Genomic DNA, 19,451 nt, shown 5'->3' on the forward strand with positions numbered 1-19,451 from the left:
GACCCGGGCACCTTCATCGGGTTCGCCGAGCGGCTGACGGCGCCCCATCACCAGGTCGAAGACCCGGAACAATTACGCAAGTTGATGGTCAACGCCTTTCTGGAGGATCTGCGGGTCGCGTTCCGCCGACGCCTCTGGCGGCCCCGTACCGCCCGGCGCACCGCCGTACTGTGTGGCGCTGCTCGACGGCGCCACCGCGGACAACTGCGGCTATCCGCTGCTGCAGACCATCATCGACGTACGCAACGAGACGGGCGCCTTCGACCCGCTGCTGGTCATCAGCTGTGGCGCCGAGCCGCCCGCCGAAGGCACCCGGATCCGCGCCGACTGGGGCCACAGCTCGCTGTGGGAGCTCGCCGACCGGCTCTACGGCGGCTGGCGGGACACCTTTCTGCACCAGGGCCGGGCCCGTAACCGCGCGCCCTGGTATCTGCCGGTCACCGTTCCGCGGCTGCTGCCGCCCTCCGACGAGAGCTATGAGCTGACGCGGCGGCTGGAGGTCGCCCAGGACGCCCGGCTGCGGATTCCCGAACCGCCTTTGTGGGCGCGCCGGGTGGTGTCGGTGGCGGCGGCGTGCGGGGTGGTCGTCGCGCTGCTGGGGGCGGGCGGGCTGATACTGAGCCGGGAGAGCGACTACCGGCAGGCACACTGCGGTCTGCACCGTTTCGAGGACGACGCGGACACCTTGCGCACCGCGGAGACCGGCGAGTGCATCGGGGTGGCACGGAACGGATTCACCTTCCACTCCCCCGACCCGCTGCTCAACAAGACCCTCCGGACCATCTACGCCCAGAACGCCCGTGCCGAGGAGGCACATCGCGCGGCGCCGGAACGCCCGTTCGTCACCCTCGTCCATCTGTCGGCGCTGCTCAGCGTCTCGGGGAAGTCCACCGGGCAGCTCGCCTACGGGCGCGAGGCGCTGCAGGGCGCGGCGAGCGCACAGTCCCGGCAGCTGCGCAGCTCCGGCGCCGCGGAGCCGATCCTGCGCCTCTTCCCCGCCAACGCCGGGTCGGGCATGCGCTTCGGCACACGGGTGGTGGAGATCCTGGAGGGGCTCAAGCGGCAGGATCCGTCCCTGGTCGGCGTCACCGGACTCGACCAGAGCCGGGAGGCCACCAACCGGACGATCCGGAAGCTCACCGCGGCGGGGCTGCCCATGGTGGCCACCACGCTGTCCGCGGACTCGCTCGTGCGGCAGTCCCCCATGTACTTCCAGGTCTCGCCGCAGAACACCCGGGAGGCGGAGGTCGCCGCCGCCTACGCCGCTCATGTCGTGGAACAGGGCAGGAAGAAGCCGGCCCGGCAGGTCCGGATCATCGGCTCCGCCGATCCCAGCGACACCTACAGCAAGACCCTCAGCGACGATGTCGCCCGGCGCTTCCGGGCCCGCGGGTTCACGGTGGAGAAGACCTCCTTCACCCCGCCCCCGCCACCGGGCGCGGACCCCTCGTCGGACGCCCCCGGCGCCGGGACGGTCGGCCAACGGAGCTGTTCCTACCCGGGCGTGGTGTTCTTCGCGGGCCGCTCGGAGGACTTCGAGTCGCTGCTCGGCGGCGTCAACGAGTCCTGCAACTCGGATCCGCCCACACTCCTCGGCGGCGACGATGTGGCCCGGCTGGCCGCCGACACGGACCGCCGGCAGCACTACCCCGGGATCCCTTACGACTTCCTGGACTTCACGCTGGGCTCGGCACACTGCGATGACACCAGCGAGCTCTACGCGGAGCTGGGCCGGCTGTTCCCCGAGGAGTGCGCCCAGGTCGCGAGCTCCTCGCTCGACGGCCATGCGGCGCTCGGTTTTGACGCCGTGAAGCTGTACATCAACGCGGTCAAGCAACTGCGCGAGGACGCCGCGCAGATGCCGTTGACACCCCCCGCCGTCTGGCATGCGATCAGCGGTGTCCACGGGGACGAGGCGCTCGACGGGGAGAGCGGCATCATCAGCTTCGGCGGCGATGTGGACCGCCAGGTCCCGTTGGACAAACTGCTGTCCGTGCAGCACATCGACGGTGCGGGCAGGCCCACCCAGGCGGGCTTCTGCGGCCGGGTCGGCGGGCAGAAACAGTCGTCGTGGTGTGCGCCGCTGGAGGCGGAGAAGGGCCGGTGACGGAGGCGGGGAAAGGCCGGTGAACGGAGGCCGCCTCGGCGGAGAGGGGCCGTGGCGGGGCCGGGAACCGGCCGTCGGCGTCAGGTAGAGGTGACGGTGAACAGGCCGCCGTCGGGGTCGCGGATGACGGCCTGGCTGCCCTCGCCGTCCGCGGTCGGGGTCACGGGGGTGACGGTTCCGCCGGCGGTCACCGCGGTGGCCGTCACCTTCTCGATGTCGCGGACCGGGAAGTGGACGTGCCAGCGGGGCCGCACCCTCGGGTCCGGGGCGGACTCGACGGCGCCGCCGCGCAGGGTGGCGACAATGTGCGTCCCGTCGCGGACGATCACCTGGTCGTGTTCGTAGGTCACATCGCAGCCGCCCGGCTCCTCGGAGGCCCAGCCGAAGACCTCGGCGTAGAAGATGGCGGCGGCGAAGGCGTCACGGGTGCGCAGTTCGAGGCAGGCCGGGGCGTTGCCCTGTCCGACCGACCAGGCCAGGGTCTGGCCCTCCCAGAAGCCGAAGGTGGCGCCGTCGGGGTCGGCGGCGAGGGCGGCGCGTCCGGGGCCGAGCTTGAGCGGGCCGACGGCGACGGTCGCCCCGCGCTCACGGATCCGGTCGGCGGTGTCGTCGGCGTTCTCCACCGCGAAATAAGAGGTCCAGGCCACTGCGACCTGGAAGCTCTGGGCGAGGGCACCGATGCTGGCGACCGGCTGCCCGTCGGCTATCGCGATGCAGAACTCCTCTCCGAGGCTCGCCGGGCGGAACCGCCAGCCCAGGACCGCGGTGTAGAAATCCTGCGCGGCCTCCAGATCGCGGGCCATCAGGCTGACCCAGCAGGGAGCGCCGCGTACCGCGGTGACGGGGCCATGGGCCGACATGACATCTGCCTCCTGTTGCTCAGCGCCCCTTCCCACTCTGCCAGCGACGGGGCGGGGCCGCACCAAGGGCGCGTCCCCCGGCGGCAGCGCAGTTGTGCCGGTCTTGATCAGGCTCGATGCTGTAGATACTGAACCGGGCTGGGCTGATGCCATGAACGCATGGAACGCGGCGGAGAGCGCCGACTTCCGTGGTCCCCTCGACGTCACCAGGGCGGCCACAGCGGTTCTGGACGCCCAGGACCTGATCATCGGCTGGAGCCCGGCGGCCCAGCGGCTCCTCGGATATCTGCCGGAGGAGATCGTCGGGCAGCCCCTGGAGACGCTGGTGCCGCCCGCCGTCAAGGGGGCCGGGCAGGCACCGGAGGAGTCACTGAGCGGCGACCGCGAGCTCACGGTGCGGCACCGGAACGGCCGGCTGGTGCGGATGGCGGCCATGATCTGCCCGCTCGCCAAGGTGTCCGCGGGCTCCGGCCCCCAGCCGGCCCGTGTCCTGGTGGCGGCCGAACTGGAGGCCCACCGGATGTGGGAGTCCCGCCAGGCGATGCTGCACGGTCTGGCCACCCAGTCCCCGGTGGGCCTGGGCATCTATGACACCGATCTGCGGCTGACCTGGGCGAACGCCGCGTACACCCGGGAGGTCGGGCTGCCGCTGCGGGAGTTCCTCGGTGCCCGCGCCGATGAGCTGTACCCGGACGGCGAGTTCATGACCGAGGGGTATCCGCGCACCCTCGACGCGGTGATGCACCACGTCATCGACACCGGCGAACCGATCCTCGATCTGCACTTCGTCGGCCAGCAGCCCTCCGACCCGGGGCCCGATCACGTCTGGTCCTGCTCCTATTACCGGCTGCAGGACGCCCACGGACAGGTGCTCGGGGTGTGCGAGGACGCCTTCGACATCACCGGCCGCTACCAGGCGCAGCGCCGGCTGAACCTCCTGGTGGAGGCCGGCGCCCGGATCGGCACCACACTCGATATGACCGTCACCGCCCGGGAGATCACCGAGGTGGCGGTGCCGGGGTTCGCGACCACGGTCACCGTCGACCTGATGCAGTCCGTGCTGAACGGCGAAGAGCCGGAAGCGGCCGGCGGTCCACTGCCCACGCTGGTGCGGGTCGCCGCCCGCTCAGCCCAGGCCGGTCCGGACGGCCCCCCGCACAGCCCGCACCGCGTCGAGTACCCGCCCGGCTCCCTCCAGTACCGCAGCATGTCCTCCGGCGGGATGGTGCGCGACGAGAACACCATCGTCGTGCCCCTGCGGGCCGGGGGCACCCCGATGGGCCTGGTCACCTTCCGCCGCGGCGCCCCCATGACGCCCTTCGACAAGGGCGAGATCGAACTCGCCGATGAGCTGGTCACCCGGACGGCGGTGTGCCTGGACAACGCCCGCCGCTTCGCCCGGGAGCACACCGCCGCGCTGACCCTCCAGCGCAATCTGCTGCCCCAGCATCTGGCGGCGCCGTCCGCCGTCGATCTGGCCTACCGCTATCTGCCCAGCGATGACCGGGCCGGGGTCGGCGGTGACTGGTTCGACGTCATCGGGCTCTCGGGCACCCGGGTCGGGCTGGTCGTCGGGGACGTGGTGGGCCATGGCCTCCAGGCGGCGGCGACCATGGGGCGGCTGCGGACGACGGTCCGCGCCCTGGCCCGGCTGGACCTGGCCCCCGACGAGCTGCTGGGCCGGCTGGACGACCTGGTGGAACAGACCGCCGAGGAGCAGGCGGCCACGGTCGGCACGGACATCGGCACGGACGATGTGGCCACCGGTGTGACCTGCCTCTATGCGGTCTACGACCCGGTCTCACGGCGGTGCACCATGGCGCGGGCCGGGCATCTGCCGCCGGCCGTCGTCGACCCGGAGGGCGGTGTGTCCTTCCCGGATCTTCCGGCGGGCCCGCCACTGGGCCTGGGGGGCCTGCCGTTCGAATCCCTGGAGATCGAGCTGCCGGTCGGCAGTCTGCTGGCCCTGTTCACGAACGGGCTGGTCGAGGCCCGGAACCATGACGTGGACGAGGGGCTGGACACCCTTGGCCGGGTGCTGGGCGAGCACCGCCGTCCGCTGGACGAGCTGTGTGACCACGCGCTGGCCGAGCTGCTGCCGGACGGCCCGGCCGCCGATGACTCGGCGCTGCTGCTGGTGCGCACCCGTGAGCTGGATGCCGGGCAGGTGGCGGCCTGGGAGCTGCCCGCGGAACCGGCCGCCGTGGGCAAGGCCCGTGAGCTGGCCACCGGGCAGCTGCGGGAGTGGGGCCTTACGGAGCTGTCCTACGCGACCGAACTCGTGGTCAGCGAGCTGGTCACCAATGCCGTACGGCATGCCTCGGGGCCGGTGCATCTGCGGCTGCTGCGCGACCGGACCCTGCTGACCGAGGTGTCGGACACCGGCCATACCTCGCCCCACCTGCGGCACAGCGCCAGCGACGACGAGGGCGGACGGGGGCTGTTCATCGTCGCGCAGCTGGTGCAGCGCTGGGGGACGCGCTACACGCCGTACGGGAAGACGATCTGGACGGAGCAGGCGTTTCCGCCGCACTATTCCGGGGTTCCGCGGCCGGCCCGGTGACCGGCGGCGGGCGCGGTGGCGAGGGCCGGCCCGGCGCACATCGTGCGGGTGTTCGGAGGCGGTCCCATGATGGAACCAAGCGAGGTCCCGGCGACTCGGCGGGCGCGGACAGAGGAGGACCCTGTGACGAGCAATGGCAGGGAGCAGGCGGCCGAGCGGCGGCCGACTCAGCTGTACACCGGTAGCGAGCGGCCCTATGACCCGGAGGACCTGGTGAAGGCGTCCGGGCGCGAACCCACCCCCGCGAGCCTGGAATGGGCCAGGCGCCTGATCGCTGAGGAAGGACCCGGCGCCATCGAGCGGTATCTGCCGTGAGTGCCGCCGGCTGAGCGGCGGACGGAGAGCGCGGAGGGCAGCCTGCTCCGCGGACGGTGTGCCCTGGTGCGCCGTCCACGGACTGGCGGGCCCGCGCGCGTGGTGCGTGCCGTCGGGCGTCCGCTCGTAAGAGGCCGCCCGGCGCGCGGAGTTGAGCGTCGGCCCGGATCAGTCGTCCGTGAGGACCAGGTGCCGGAGGCCGGAAACCGCTGTGCCGGGCGGGCCCTGGCCCGGGCATCCTCCGTCCGCCCACCACGGCCGCGGATAAACCCCTTGCGGCGGCCCGGAGCGCTGGGGAAGATCGCCTCGACCGCCGCCTTCCCGGCATGCTCCGGAGCGCTCAGGGAGAGCGTCTCCCGCCACGGGCCACGCGCCCTCCTCCGGACCGTGCGCCCGTGGACGGCTCCCACCACCATGACGCCTCTCAGCGCCGCGACACCGCACCGGCCGAGACCTGCCCGGGGACTCGCCGCGGAAAGGAATCCTCCGTGACCACCGAACGCATCTCCCCGCCCGTCCGCGCCGGCGAGCGGGAGACCCTGCGCTCCTATCTCGACTTCCACCGGGCCACGCTCGCCATGAAGACCGACGGCCTCTCCGACGAGGACCTCAGGCGCCGGTCGAGCCCGCCCTCCACGCTCTCCCTGCTCGGCCTGGTGCGGCACATGGCCGAGGTGGAACGCACCTGGTTCCGCCGGGTGATCAACGGCGAGGACATCCCGCTCGTCTGGTCGGCCGAGGGCGACTTCCAAGTGGCGTACGACGCGAGCAGGTCCACCCGCGCGGAGGCGTTCGACGCCTGGCAGACGGAGGTGGCACACGCCCGCCGCATCGAGCAGGAGGCCGCCTCGCTCGACGTCACGGGCTATCAGCCCCGCTGGGGCGAACATGTCTCGCTGCGCGTGGTGATGCTGCATCTGATCCATGAGTACGCCCGCCACAACGGCCATGCGGACTTCCTGCGCGAGGCCATCGACGGCACGGTCGGTGCTTGAGCGGACCGGCGGCCAGGCCGGTGGGTGCCGGCCCCGCGCAGGAGTGGCGCGCGGGGCCGGTCCCGTGCGTACGATCGCCGAAGCCCTGGTGCGGGCGGCGAGGAGCTGACGATGGATGACCGGGAACCGCTGTGTGCCGCGCGCCTGGCGGGTTACGGGACCGTGGCCACACAACTCTCCCTGCTGAGCGACCACCGGCTCCAGGAGGTCGTGGCATCCGCCGTCCCGCTCGGGTCCGGTATCGGCGGCAGATCGGCGGAGCTGGACGTCGACGGGGTGCGCGTCTTCGTCAAACGGGTCCCCCTGACGGATATCGAGCTGCGGCCGGAGCATGTGCGCTCGACGGCGAACGTCTTCGGGCTGCCGCTGTTCTACCAGTACGGGGCGGGCTCGGCCGGGTTCGGTGCCTGGCGGGAACTTGCGGTGCACACCATGACCACCCACTGGGTGCTCGGGAACGCGTACGCGGGTTTCCCGCTGATGTATCACTGGCGGGTGCTGCCCGACTCCCCTCCCGAAGGATTCACCGACGAGTTCGGCGGGTTGGAGGGGGCCGTCGCGCACTGGGAGGGATCACCGGCAGTGCGCGAACGGCTGGAGGCCCTCGGACGGTCCTCGTCCAGCCTGGTGCTCTTCCTGGAACATGTGCCGCACACCCTCGCCGGATGGCTGGCCGACCACCGCGCCGGTGTGACGGAGAGCGGCATCGGCTCGCCCTACCCCTGGGTGGCGGAGGCCCTGGCGCGCGGGACCGCCTTTCTGCGCGCTCGCGGACTCGTCCACTTCGACGCCCACTTCGCCAACATCCTGACCGATGGCCGCCGGCTCTACTTCGCCGACTTCGGGCTGGCCCTGAGCTCCCGCTTCGACCTTTCGGCCGATGAGGCCGCGTTCCTCTCGGACCACCTCGCGTACGACCACTGCCATACCGCGACGCACCTGCTCCGTCACCACCTGCTCGACGGTGTGCGCGGCGACACGGAGCGCGACGTCTTCCTGCGCGACTGGATCGCCGGACGACGGCCCGGCGGCCTCCCGCCCGAGACCGCCGCCCTCATCGACCGGCACGCCCGCCCGGCCGTCGTCCTGGGCGACTTCCACCGCCGTTTCCTCACCGAGAGCAAGCGGACACCCTTCCCGACGGCGGAGATCGAGCGGGCGGTGGGGGTGCGAGGCAGGGCCGTCACCGCGTAACGGCCCGCTCGCTCAGCCGAGTTCGAGACTGGTGACGCCGAAGGTCCGCTCGTGCTCCGCCGGTGGCACCGGGCCGGTGTACATCCGCACGGTCTGCGACCGCGGGGTCAGGCCGCGGGAGGTGACCAGGGTGTGGGCGGCGTGCCGGGGGCCGGGGACGTCGAGGAAGATCTCGTCGGCCGGGTCGGCGGACGCCGCGAGGGCGTCGAAGAGCGCTTCGGCGACCGCGGTGGTGTCGGCGAAGAGCGGGCCGATGCGGTGACCGGTGCGGGCCGGGCGGAGCACGCCGTAGCCCGCGATCGCACCGTCGCGCAGATACGCGAGGGCGGTGTGGCCGGGGGCCGTCAGCCAGCGGGTGACGAAGGCACGGCGGTCGGCGGGGAAGCAGCGCCGGTCGTAGTCGGCGAGGGCGTCGAGATGCGCACGGGTGACGGGGACGACGCCCGGCGCCGGGGTCCCGGGGCCGGTGGGGCGTCCGGCGTAGCGGATGGTCTCGTAGGCGGGGGCGAACCCGGCGCGCCGGTAGGTGTCCTGCTGGGCGGGGACCGCGTCGAGACCCACGGTCCGGGCACCGGCGTGCGGGAAGGCGGCACGCCAGGTGGCGAGGCCCAGGCCCTGCCGGCGGTGGTCGGGGTGGACGAGGTAGTAGCCCAGGAACGCATAGGCGTCCGAGTAGTTGACGACCGAGACCGCGGAGACGGTCTGTCCGGCGCGGCGGCCGATGAAGAATCCGGCGGGGTCGGTGGGGTGGAAGCAGGCGGTGTCACCGCGTCCGGGGTTCCACTCTTCGTCGGCGGCCCATTGGGCCACCTGGTGCCAGTCGTCCAACGAGGCGGTGCTGACGGTGAGTTCGCCGGTGACGGGCTGTGGATCCGGAGCGTTGCCAAGGGTGGGCATGCCGGGTGTTCGTCCCTTCTGGTGGGGTCAGGAGGCGGGAGTGAACGGGAACGGTGCGGAGCCGGTGACGGGGGGCGGGGCGGGCCCGCCGGAGGACGTGCTCCGGCGGACCCGCCCACGCCCGGCCATCGGACTGGATCAAGTCGGTGGGGACCGGCTCTAGATCAGGTCCATGGCGGCGACCTCGTCGGGGCGGCCGTAGCTGACCGGTCCCTGGAAGCGCTGCCGGGCGGTGGCGAACCACCACACGGTGGCGATGATCAGCACCACGGCCAGCGCGATCGGCGCATAGTTGAACGAGTCGGGGGTGATCGGGGACGCCTGGGGCAGCATGAACAGCACATTGCTGATCAGGATCCAGGTCACCGCGATCGCCGCGACGGGCTTGCCGTAGCGCCCGAGGTTCCACGGACCGGCCTGGAAGCCGTCGAGCCGGAGCCGCAGGAAGATGGGCACGGCGTAGGCGAGGAACAGCCCGACGACATTGACGCTCACCACCGCGGTGAAGGCGGTGTGCGACCACCAGCCGGGCAGCACCAGTACCAGGGGGCAGACCGCGGCGAGCCAGACGGCCTTGACGGGGGTACGGGTGCGCGCGGAGACGGAATGCCACCACCGGGAGCCGGGCATCGCGCCGTCGCGGGAGAAGGCAAAGATCTGCCGGGTATTGCTGGTCATGTTGGCGAGCCCGCAGAACAGCATGGCGCCGATAACGATCAACAGCAGGAAGCTGGCGGTGTTTTGGCCGAGCGCGTCGACGAGAATCTGCACCGGCGGCGCTTCGGCACTCGCCGCATGCCCATAGTCACGGATCGCATACACCAGCGCGAGCATGAGGATCAGTCCGGTGATCGCGGAGCAGCTGATCGCCCGCATGATGCCCCGGGGCGCGTTGACCGTCGCCTTCACCGTTTCTTCGGACATGTGGAAACTGCCGTCGAAACCGGTGAACGTCCAGCTGGTGACGAGCAGACCCAGCATTCCGCCGTAAATCGCTTGTGTGAAGCCGGTGTTGTTGGCGAAGTGCAGCGCGAACGACGGCGGCTGATGGTGGTCGGGTATCACGGTGAGTGCGCCGACGATCACCACCATGCCGATCAGCAGCCACCACACGGAAATCCGGTTCACCACCGCGACCAGGCGCACGGTATACGTGTTGGCCAGCGCCTGGACGAGAAGGATGGCCGCGGTGATGCCGACCGTCTGCTGCGGTGTCGACTCGTAGGACGGCCACTGCATGGCGATGAACGCCTGGATGAAGGTGGCGGCCGCGAAGTTGGTGGCGGCGGTGCCGCCGACCTGGCCGACGAAGTTCAGCCAGCCCGTGTACCAGGACCAGGCGCCCTGGTGCCGCTTGGCCAGCTTGCCGGCCGAGAAGTAGAGCGCGCCGCTCGTCGGGTAGGCGGAGGCGATCTCCCCCATGGCGGCGCCGACGAACAGCACCATGATCGATACGCCGATCCAGCCGAAGATCAGGATCCGCGGACCGCCGGCGTTCATCCCGAACCCGAAGGAGGAGAAGATGCCGGAAATGATATTGATGATGGTGAAGGAAATGGCAAAATTGTCGAACGCGCGGAATCTGCGGGTGAGTTTCCGCGGATAGCCCATGGCATGGAGCGTGGCATCGTCGTCGAGGGTGACGGGATCTGCCGCGTGGGGGTTTTTCGAGCGAGCTGGGGATGTACGCTCGGACACAACCGAAACCTTTCTGGGGGGAACCGGGGGTGAATGGACCGGGCTGAGTTGTTCGAACGGATGGTGTGGAACGGGTTTCCTTCTGCGGCGAGAAATTCATGCCGCCACCGGCCTGCCGGTGAATCAGCCGCCATGCGGAACGGGGAGCCCGCAAGAGCGCCTGGCTTTCGTCAATTGCTCCTCGGGGTCGCCGAATGCACTCCAGGGCATACGCGAGGCATAGGGCCCCATCGCGGTGAAGACTTCCCGCGCCTCGAATTCACGTTTCGCCATGAAGAGCGCATGTGCCAGATACGCCAGATCCAGCACCGGGGTGAAGCGGTAACCGGCAACCTGCGGAAACCAGTTGTGGTAGATGCCCATCGCGGTGGTGATCCACTGGGGTTGCTCCCACGTGTGGTCCGCGAGCAGCGCGGACGGGTTGTAGTCCTCGACCAGGGCCACCAGCGGCAGCAGCCGCAGCGGTGAGGCGGCCGGGGCCCGCTGGCTCAGGAACGCGGCCACGTCCCAGCTCGCGCTGGACGAACCGCCGTAGCGGGTGAAGAAGAACGACAGGAAGCGGTGGTGCGCCTCACGGTGCCAGGGGTCGAGCCGGAGGATGTGCGCGAAGAGGTACCACGGGCCGGCCGGCGCAGTGAGCAGCCCCTGCGGTGCGGGGTCCTGAGGGCGGTCGAGGCGGGTCAGCGCCAGCTGGGCCACCCACGGGGTGGGGTCGTCGGGGACGAGCTTCGCGGCCCGTTCGCACGCCGACTGCGCTATCCGCGCCAGGGCGCCCTGCCGCCGGTCACCGGCGTCGGCCATGCGCAGGGCCCGGAGCATCGCCACCCGGGCCCAGAGCAGTGCCGCCTCCGGCCCCGGCTCTTCGGCCAGCCAGCGCTCGGCCAGGTCCGAATCGGCCGCCACGGACGCCAGCACCAGGGACCGGTGGGCCCGCACCTCGAAATCCTCCCGGGTTTCCTGCAGAACCTCGTGCGCGCTCAAGTACCGCCCGGCCCTGACGTCCATACACGCGCGCGCCAGCGCCCGGTCATCGGCCGCTGGACTCCACACGTACTGCCCCTCGAAAGAGCCGGCCGCCATGGTCCCCTCCCGGTCACGAAGGCGTCTTCCCCCACACGGCATTCCAGCTGCGCCGAATTCAGCTGGACCCCTGCCACCGGTCAAGTGACAGCGGCCACACCCTACTCATCATCAACTCATTGCGAAAACAAGCCGCCTGGAATATCTGGTTCCGCACCTTTTAGTCTCGATGAGATTGAAAGAGAAACAACTTCTCGACCCACTCTTCAGGAGCCCTCCACTTTGCCACTTCGTTCGCCACAGGGCATTTATTTGGCATATTCATGTGTTCACAGACCCTCCACAAGTGCACATCGTTGCTGATTACCCCTCCGTATCCATCGTTTCCATGGCCGCACCCTCACGGGGACACGGGCGGGCCGCGGTGCGCCACACCCCCGGCGGGCGAGCCCCTCCCCGGCCCGACCCCCGCCCACAACTCGCGAGGGCGGCCGCCCGGTTCACCGACACCTTCCAGCCACCAAGGCCGGAAGGAGCCCATCGCCGAGCGAGGAGCGCGCCAGCCCGGACAGCCACGTCCACCACCCGGCAGCGAGGGCGCCGAAGCAACAACATTCAATGAATTCCCGGTGCACTTGTTGAACGAATCGGCGGCTCCCCGGACACAACCTGCCGGCCACCCTCCGCGTTGGCGCCGCGACTCACAAATTCGGCTCAAGAGCAACCGAATTAGCGGATGCTACTTTCCGGAAGCGCGCGATCACATGTAGCGTTCGTCTGGACCGGAGGCCGTGACTTCACACCACGTCATGGCTGGGTACGGGCATGGGCGCGAGCGTTCTTGCGGCTGGAACGGAGTGATCGCCCCGCTGGGCGGACCTGCACCACAAGTGCCTGGTCGCCCCCCGGCCGCACACCGGACCGCGCCGCGATCGCTGCACAGCACCTCAGCACCCTTGAACGTCGAGCACCGCCATGTCTGTCCGTACACGCCTGCTTTGCAAGAGGAATGGGCCCAGATCATGTTTATGAACTCCTCGACGACCCCGCTTGCGCTGCGACCGGACGCCGACTTCGGCCGGCCGCCCACAGCCGGGCCCGGCGAAGGGCCACCCCTGGCGGTCGACCGGCTCCCTGACGGCACGTGGCAATTGACCCTGCACGCCCTGGAACCCATATCGGTGCACCGGCTGCCGTCGGACGAGGTCCACATCATCCTGGCGCCACCGCGCGAGGAACCGGCCGGTGAAGCAACAGCCGGCCGGTCACGGCCGGAGCCCATCCGGATCGATACCGCGGCCCGGACCGTCTTCATCAGAGGCCGCCAACTCGACCTGCCCCGGCTGGAATTCGATCTGCTGGCGCACCTCGTGCTGCATCCACGGCGCGCCTTCACCCGGGAACAGCTGATGGCCGCCGTCTGGCCCAGCTGCCAGTCCAGCAACCGCACCGTCGATGTCCATATCGCCCGACTGCGCCGGCGCCTGGGGCCCGGGCTGCGCGACTCCATCAGCACGGTTTTCGGTATCGGATACAAGTACCAGCCGACCGCGTAGTCCGGTCACCGCAGCTGACGCTCAGCAGCGGGCCGGTGGCCGACGTATGCCGGTCACCGGCCCGCTGCTGAGCGGTCCGGGTGCGGAAGCCTCAGCCCTCCCCGAGGGAGGAGTCGAGGTGCGCGGGGGCCGCCGCCGCGGGTTCCTTGCGGACGAAGGCCCGGCGCAGGGCGTGATAGGGCTGGTCCGGGTCGAAGAAGATGCGGTGCATCTGCGCCAGTTCGTGCTCCCGGTAGGCGGCGAGCGGGCGGTGCGCCTCGTCGCGTTCCCGGTCGGCCTTCTTCGTGGCGATACGAGCCTGCGTCGTGGGCGCCGAGGCCAGCCGGACGGCGAGCCGTCCGGTCTGCGCGGCGAAGTCCTGTGCGGGGCAGCCGATGATCCGGTCCACCAGGCCGAGCCGCGCTCCTGCGGCGGCGGTGACCGGCAGGGCGCGCGCGGTGAGCTGCCCGGCCACCTCGGGGCCCGTCCGGCCCGGCAGGGTGTAGGTCCAGTATTCCGAACCGTAGAGCCCCATCAGCCGGTAGTGCGGGTTGAGTACCACGGCCGCGCGGCACCACACCTCGTCGGCGGCGAGGGCCAGCATCGCCCCGCCGGCCGCGGCATTGCCGCCGAGCGCGGCCACCACCAGGCGGTCGCTGGTGGTCAGGACGGCGTGCACCAGATCGTCCATGGCCTGGATATTGGCCCAGGACTCCTCGGCGGGGTCGGCGGCGGCCTCGATGACATGCAGATGGATGCCGTTGGAGAAGAAGTCCCGGCGCCCGCCGAGGACCAGCACGGAGGTCGGCCGGGCACAGGCGTGGCGGTAGGCGGCGAGCAGGCGCCGGCAGTGGTCGGTGCTCATCGCGCCGCCGGGGAAGGAGAACTCCAGGAAGCCGGCCGGACCTTCCTCGCGGTAGCGGATGTCGGTCCAGGTCCGGGGGCCGTCGCCGGGGTCGAGCGGGGCCGGGACCTCGGGGAGCGGCGGGAGGCGGTCGCCCAGCGCCAGCGTGGCGGGCAGCTTGAGGGTGCCGGGCTCCCCCGGCGCGCGGGGCGGCCGCAGTTCCGGGATCCATACCGCTCCGTCGGCCGTCGCCCGGCAGATCGCGCCACATCGGGTGGCGAGCAGCTCGCCCGGCCGGCCCGTCAGGGTGTCCTCCGGGTGGCCACCGTGCAAATGCCAGGTGTCGCCGAGGAGTTCGTCCCGTACACCGGGCTGGGAGTCGGCGGCGCGCAGTTTGCGTACGACGGTGTCGGTGGGGTCGGAGCACCAGTCGATCCGGCGCAGGTCCTGGCGGAACGGCGGCCGGGGGCGGCCGGGTTTCGCGGCGTCGGACAGTTCGGCCTGTGGCTGCGGACGGTGGGTGCCGGACGCCACGCGGGCGACGGCCGCCAGGACCGCCTCCAGCGCGGCATCGGCGATCTCGTTGCGGTAGAGGTCGCTCTTGCCCACGCCGGGGACGGGGCAGCTCGCCGCGGCCCAGATGTCGCCGCCGTCCATCTCGTCGTTGGCCTGCAGGACCGTGACGCCCCACCGGTCCGCGCCCAGATGCACCGCCCAGTCCACCGAGGACGGGCCCCGGTCTCCGACGGGCCCGGGGTGCACGACCAGACAGGTGTGGGCGGACCACACCTCCCGGGGAATGGCCGTCTTGAGCATCGGCGCCACGATCAGGTCGGGAGTATGGCGGCGTACGACCTCGGGCAGCGGCGTGTCCTTCGTCACCAGCTCCACGCTCACCTGGTGTCCGTGGTCGCCGAGTTCGGCGTACACGCGCTGCGTCAGACTGTTGAACGCGCCGGCGATGAGCAGAATGCGCACAGCAGACTCCCCTGGAGCTGGGACCGATGGGCGGATGGCTGGATCGTCCCGCACCTACGGCCGCCGGGCTCCGGACCCGCGCGACGGGTCACCCGATCGACGGCCGCCGTGCGGCGCAATACGGAGCCGGCGGCGCCGGGAAGGCCGCCGCCGTCTGACTTCTCGTCATGTAGTTCCGCTGCTGATCATCTCGACGGGATCCCGCCAAAGTTGGCGCACCGGTAGCCCAACCGCACTTTTGGACATTGCCTTTAATTGACATCCACTTGGTCATACTTTTACTTTCAGTGCAGTGGCATCAGCGCAGGTCAGCGCCGTGTGCCCCGTCCGTCTTCCGCACTCTCTCTCGGAGGTTCCCATGGAGCAGCTCATCAAGAAGATGGCCCAGGACAACGTCTGGCAGAACTGGCTCGCCGCCAACTCCGCACAGCAGGCGGCGAAGAACGGCTGCATCAGCGCCGCCCCGAAGGCCGGCTGCATCAGCGCCACGCCCAAGGCCGGCTGTATCTCCTGACCATCGCGACCGGCAGAGGCCCGGGAGCGGGCCGGCGGCGGTGAGCACTCCGGCCGCCCGCCGTCCGCTCCCGGGCATCGCGCCCCTCATTCCCCGTGTGGCACCGCCGTCCCAGCAACGACGAGGATTCCATGGATGGTCAGCCGACCGCCGAGGTCATCGAGCAGATCCGCGACATACCGATCTACCGTGAGTCGCTGGCGAAGGGCTACTTCCCCATACTCGACAAGCCGGAGATCGCGCGCGGCTTTCCCGACAACTGGATGACGCCCCGGCTGGCCGCGGCGCTGGAGTCCGGAGAGGCGGAGTTCGTCCTCTCCACCGGCACCAACCACGCCCGGATGCAGATCATCCGGCCCCCGTACTTCCTGCTGCGCTCCTACTACCAGCTCTGGAGCGAACACCCCGATATATCCGGCACCTGGGAATCGGGCTGCCGGCGGGTGTCGCTGACCACGGTGCTGGCGACGGAGCATGTGGCGCGGGTCAACGCCGCCCGGCGCGGGACCGCACCGGCCCCGGTACCCACCCTCGACGACCGATGGCTCGACGAGCGGACCTGCTACCTCAATCTGCGGCTGGACCCGGCGCTGTGGGAGCGCGCCGAGGTGGAGCGGATGCTGGAGGAGATCCGGACCGCCCGGCAGGCGCACCCCCGCGGCTGGTACCACCTCGACTGCTCCGGCTACCACCTGGCGCATCTGGTGCGGAAGGTCGGCGAATGGGGGCTGTGGGACGACTTCCCGCCGCCCGCGAGCATCATCCACGCCTACGAATACACCCCGGTGAACGTCCGGCGCTTTCTGCGTCAGCACTTCGACTGCCCCGTCATCGACCTGTTCGGCAGCACCGAGCTCGGCTACCTCTACTACAGCGACCGCCACGGCACCTACTGGCCGTACCTCGACAAGATGAGCGTCGAGCTCCAGCCGGTCGCCGACGGCAGCACGATCTACCAGCTCATCGTGTCGAGCGTGCGCAATCCCCATATGCCGCTGATCCGCTACCGCTCGGGCGACTGCGTACGGACCCTGGACGGTACGCCCGACCCGGGACAGATCATCCAATTCTGCGGCCGGGAAAAGGAGTTGCTCAGCACTCCGCACGGGCCCGTCGCCCAGGGCGACCTCGACCGGTGCATCAGCGAGGCCTCGCCGGACGTCTTCCTGTACCAGTTGCGGCTGACCGGCGAGGGCGAGGCACAGCTGGTGTACACGACCTTCCACGGTGCGCCGGTCGAGCTCGCGCAGACCGCGGCGCTGGAACAGGGCATCGGTGAACTGACCGGGCGGCGCTGCCGGCTCGAACACCGTACGCACATCCCCATCGGGAAGTCGGGAAAGTACGCCTGGCTCACGGCCGGCAGCTGACCCACCGGACGTCCGCGCCCCGGGCGTCCGCGCCACTCGGACAGGAGAAGCATGACCAGCCAGCCACGGATATCCGCCGATGACCTCAAGGAACTGCTCGGCGAGGCGCTGCACGCCGAAGTGGTGACACACTTCGACGACAAGAGCGCCGCACCGCGGGAGTTCGTGGAGCGCCAGGTCACCGAGTGTCTGCGCTACCTCTATCTCGTCTCCCGGCACCACGACCGGCTCGGTGGCCTCTTCCTGCCGGTCGAGCAGGACATCGACGAGATCTGGCACTACCTCATCCTGCAGACCCGCGAATACCGTGCGCTGTGCGAGCAACGGCTCCCGGGACAGTTCTTCATCGAACACCGCAGCATCGCCTACGAGGACTATCAGCAGGAGCCGGGGCGCGAGCAGGCACTCGAAGAGGCCCTGCGCTGGATCCCCTTGTACTGCCAGGAGTTCGGCCCGTTCGACGAGGGGGCGCTGCCGCACTGGACGATCGTGCGCTTCCTCCACGAGGAGATGGGACTGTCGCTCGCGGACATCGCGGCGCTGGAACCGATGGCGGCGGCCCCCTAGGGGGTCCGCTGGAACCGAAAGGAATCATGAGGGACCGGAACGACGTAACGGCCGGCCGCGAGGTACCCGAACAGCGCCGGATTCTGGCTGTCCTGGTGTTCTCCCAGATCCTCGGCGGCGCGGGCCTCGCCGCCGGAATCACCGTCGGCGCGCTGCTCGCCGAGGAGATGCTCGGCTCGACCGGTCTGGCCGGCGTGCCCAGCGCGCTGTTCACCGCCGGGGCCGCGCTGGGCGCGCTCGGCATCGGCCAGATATGCCGACGGTACGGCCGCCGCCCCGGGCTGGCGCTCGGGTACGCCGTCGGCGCACTCGGCAGCCTCGGGGTCGTCGTGGCGGCCGCCGTCGGCAGTGCGGTGCTGCTGTTCCTGGCCCTGCTGGTCTACGGGGCGGGCACCTCCACGGGCCTGATGGCGCGTTACGCCGGGGCGGATCTGGCCTCGCCCGAGCGGCGCGGCCGGGCCGTGAGCACGGTGCTCTTCGCCACCACGCTCGGCGCGGTGGTCGGCCCCAACCTGGTGACCCTCACGGGCGAGGTCGCACACTCCTGGGGCATCCCCCGTCTCGCCGGGCCCTTCCTGCTGGCCGTCGCCGCGTTCGGGGCGGCGGCGGTGGCCCTGGCCGCGCTGCTGCGGCCCGATCCGCTGCGGCTGGCCGAGAAGCTGGCGGCGGCTCAGGAGGCGGTGGCGGCGCAGGAGGCGTTGGCGGCCGGGAGTCCCGCGGAGGACGCCGCGGACCGGACAGAACCCCGGCTGAACCGCCGCGAAGTGGTCATCGGCACCTCGGTCATGGTCCTCACTCAGCTGGTGATGATCGCGATCATGACGATGACGCCCGTCCACATGCAGGCGCACGGCCATGGCACCCAGGCGGCCGGGCTGGTCATCGCCCTGCATGTCGGAGCGATGTTTCTGCCCTCCCCGCTCACCGGGCTGCTTGTCGACCGCCTCGGCCGGCGGTGGATCGCCGGCGCCTCCGGTCTGACGCTGGCCGTCGCCGGGCTCCTGGCCGCCCTGGCTCCGCCGCACTCCGTTCCCGCGCTCGCCACGGCACTTGTGCTGCTCGGCATCGGCTGGAACTTCGGGCTGATCAGTGGCACCGCCATCGTCACTGACGCCCTGCCACCCGCCCGACGCGCCTCGGCCCAGGGGCTGGTGGACGTCGGCATCGCCCTCGCGGGTGCCGCCGGGGGGATGTCCTCGGGGCTGGTCGTCGTGGTGGGCGGCTACCCGACGCTGGCGCTGGCCGGCGGGGTTCTCGCGCTGGCGGTCCTACCCGTGGTCGCGTGGTCGGTCCGCCGCCCCGCACACACCGACACCGCCCCGGCAAGTTCCCACGCGGAGCCGGAACCAAAATGAACACCCGTTCGTCACACGGATGTGCCCGAACCGAGACCGGGGACATCTTGAAACTTGGCGTCATTTCTCGTTATCACGCCGGAAACCTGGATGCTGCACTGTGAAGGCAGAGTGGAACCGTGTGAACGAGCCACGGGGGGCAACGATGCGGAAGGACACCTGCACACCGGGCATACCGGTGCAGCGCCGGTTCCGCACGCCCCTGTTCTCGCTCATGGTGATCCTGGCGTTCCTGCTGGGCGGTATGACGTCGTCCCCCAACGGGCCACAGGCCACGTTCGCCGCGGAGTCCGCGCGCACCGCACCGGCCGTCAAGCCCACCTACAACAGCGCCGAGGAAAAGACCAAGGGCAAGGCCGAGCGCGGTCAGCCCCGGCGCACGGTGCGTACCTCCGTCGGCAATCCGCACCACATCGGGCGTCCGCTTTCGCCGGTCAGCGGTGCCGGGGTGGCGTCCGACGCCGCTCCGGCGCCGGGTGACCCGACACCCGGCAGCACCACCAAGGCCGCCTCAAGACCGGACAGCATCCCCGTACTCCACTGCGTCTTCCGCTGCTGAGCGCGGCGTGGTGGCCTGCCCCACCAGCCGCACTTCGTACATTCCCGCCACCACCCCCACAGTGGCAACCCTCATCAGCA

General features: G+C 70.6%; 16 protein-coding genes. 11 read left to right on the forward strand and 5 right to left on the reverse strand.

Features of this window, described 5'->3' with window-relative positions; all coding sequences use genetic code 11:
• The first annotated feature begins 172 nt into the window (after window positions 1-172).
• Window positions 173-2,107, forward strand: a complete 1,935-nt coding sequence (locus tag NUT86_RS04840; RefSeq protein WP_274733633.1) for a hypothetical protein — start codon at window positions 173-175, stop codon at window positions 2,105-2,107.
• A gap of 80 nt (window positions 2,108-2,187) precedes the next feature.
• On the opposite strand, the gene NUT86_RS04845 is transcribed toward NUT86_RS04840, so the two are convergent.
• On the reverse strand, window positions 2,188-2,967 hold the full coding sequence (locus tag NUT86_RS04845; RefSeq protein WP_018091731.1) for a VOC family protein: 780 nt from the start codon (window positions 2,965-2,967) through the stop codon (window positions 2,188-2,190).
• A 151-nt stretch (window positions 2,968-3,118) separates the two neighbouring features.
• On the opposite strand from NUT86_RS04845, the gene NUT86_RS04850 reads away from it, so the two are divergent.
• The 4 genes from NUT86_RS04850 to NUT86_RS04865 all read left to right on the forward strand — a co-directional run bounded on the left by NUT86_RS04850 (window position 3,119) and on the right by NUT86_RS04865 (window position 8,034).
• Entirely contained in the window at window positions 3,119-5,530 is a 2,412-nt protein-coding gene (locus tag NUT86_RS04850; RefSeq protein ID WP_274733635.1) for a SpoIIE family protein phosphatase, read from the forward strand.
• Window positions 5,531-5,653: 123 nt separating this feature from the next.
• Complete coding sequence (locus NUT86_RS04855) at window positions 5,654-5,845, forward strand: hypothetical protein (protein WP_018091729.1); 192 nt, start codon at window positions 5,654-5,656, stop codon at window positions 5,843-5,845.
• Between the two features lie 488 nt (window positions 5,846-6,333).
• Window positions 6,334-6,840 carry a DinB family protein gene (locus tag NUT86_RS04860; protein ID WP_093640116.1) on the forward strand — a complete coding sequence of 169 codons (507 nt, stop codon included), beginning with the start codon at window positions 6,334-6,336 and terminating at the stop codon, window positions 6,838-6,840.
• A 111-nt stretch (window positions 6,841-6,951) separates the two neighbouring features.
• A complete protein-coding gene (locus NUT86_RS04865; protein WP_274733640.1) occupies window positions 6,952-8,034 on the forward strand; it encodes a protein kinase family protein in 1,083 nt (360 codons plus the stop codon).
• 12 nt (window positions 8,035-8,046) lie between these two features.
• Here NUT86_RS04865 and NUT86_RS04870 read toward each other — a convergent pair whose 3' ends face one another.
• The 3 genes from NUT86_RS04870 to NUT86_RS04880 form a co-directional block, all read right to left on the reverse strand.
• Window positions 8,047-8,931, reverse strand: a complete 885-nt coding sequence (locus NUT86_RS04870; protein ID WP_274733642.1) for a GNAT family N-acetyltransferase — start codon at window positions 8,929-8,931, stop codon at window positions 8,047-8,049.
• 159 nt (window positions 8,932-9,090) lie between these two features.
• Window positions 9,091-10,542, reverse strand: coding sequence for an amino acid permease (locus tag NUT86_RS04875; RefSeq protein ID WP_274740376.1), 1,452 nt, complete (start codon window positions 10,540-10,542; stop codon window positions 9,091-9,093).
• A 210-nt stretch (window positions 10,543-10,752) separates the two neighbouring features.
• Window positions 10,753-11,709: a hypothetical protein gene (locus tag NUT86_RS04880; RefSeq protein ID WP_174876487.1), complete on the reverse strand. Its 957-nt coding sequence runs from the start codon at window positions 11,707-11,709 to the stop codon at window positions 10,753-10,755.
• Window positions 11,710-12,671: 962 nt separating this feature from the next.
• On the opposite strand from NUT86_RS04880, the gene NUT86_RS04885 reads away from it, so the two are divergent.
• Window positions 12,672-13,205: a winged helix-turn-helix domain-containing protein gene (locus tag NUT86_RS04885; RefSeq protein WP_229838369.1), complete on the forward strand. Its 534-nt coding sequence runs from the start codon at window positions 12,672-12,674 to the stop codon at window positions 13,203-13,205.
• 91 nt (window positions 13,206-13,296) lie between these two features.
• Here NUT86_RS04885 and NUT86_RS04890 read toward each other — a convergent pair whose 3' ends face one another.
• The gene (locus NUT86_RS04890; protein ID WP_274733646.1) at window positions 13,297-15,006 is read right to left on the reverse strand and encodes a hydrogenase maturation protein; all 1,710 of its coding nucleotides are present in this window, start codon (window positions 15,004-15,006) and stop codon (window positions 13,297-13,299) included.
• A gap of 358 nt (window positions 15,007-15,364) precedes the next feature.
• On the opposite strand from NUT86_RS04890, the gene NUT86_RS04895 reads away from it, so the two are divergent.
• The 5 genes from NUT86_RS04895 to NUT86_RS04915 all read left to right on the forward strand — a co-directional run bounded on the left by NUT86_RS04895 (window position 15,365) and on the right by NUT86_RS04915 (window position 19,371).
• Window positions 15,365-15,520 carry a hypothetical protein gene (locus NUT86_RS04895; RefSeq protein WP_018091721.1) on the forward strand — a complete coding sequence of 52 codons (156 nt, stop codon included), beginning with the start codon at window positions 15,365-15,367 and terminating at the stop codon, window positions 15,518-15,520.
• Window positions 15,521-15,651: 131 nt separating this feature from the next.
• Window positions 15,652-16,890 (forward strand): hypothetical protein, encoded by a 1,239-nt coding sequence (locus NUT86_RS04900; RefSeq protein WP_159490989.1) that lies wholly within the window; start codon window positions 15,652-15,654, stop codon window positions 16,888-16,890.
• Window positions 16,891-16,941: 51 nt separating this feature from the next.
• The gene (locus tag NUT86_RS04905; protein WP_274733650.1) at window positions 16,942-17,457 is read left to right on the forward strand and encodes a hypothetical protein; all 516 of its coding nucleotides are present in this window, start codon (window positions 16,942-16,944) and stop codon (window positions 17,455-17,457) included.
• Window positions 17,458-17,483: 26 nt separating this feature from the next.
• Window positions 17,484-18,812: an MFS transporter gene (locus NUT86_RS04910; protein ID WP_274733652.1), complete on the forward strand. Its 1,329-nt coding sequence runs from the start codon at window positions 17,484-17,486 to the stop codon at window positions 18,810-18,812.
• A 121-nt stretch (window positions 18,813-18,933) separates the two neighbouring features.
• Window positions 18,934-19,371: a hypothetical protein gene (locus tag NUT86_RS04915; RefSeq protein WP_274733654.1), complete on the forward strand. Its 438-nt coding sequence runs from the start codon at window positions 18,934-18,936 to the stop codon at window positions 19,369-19,371.
• Window positions 19,372-19,451: the final 80 nt, after the last annotated feature.

The sequence above is a fragment of the Streptomyces sp. G7(2002) genome (assembly GCF_028870195.1).
Classification (GTDB): domain Bacteria; phylum Actinomycetota; class Actinomycetes; order Streptomycetales; family Streptomycetaceae; genus Streptomyces; species Streptomyces nigrescens.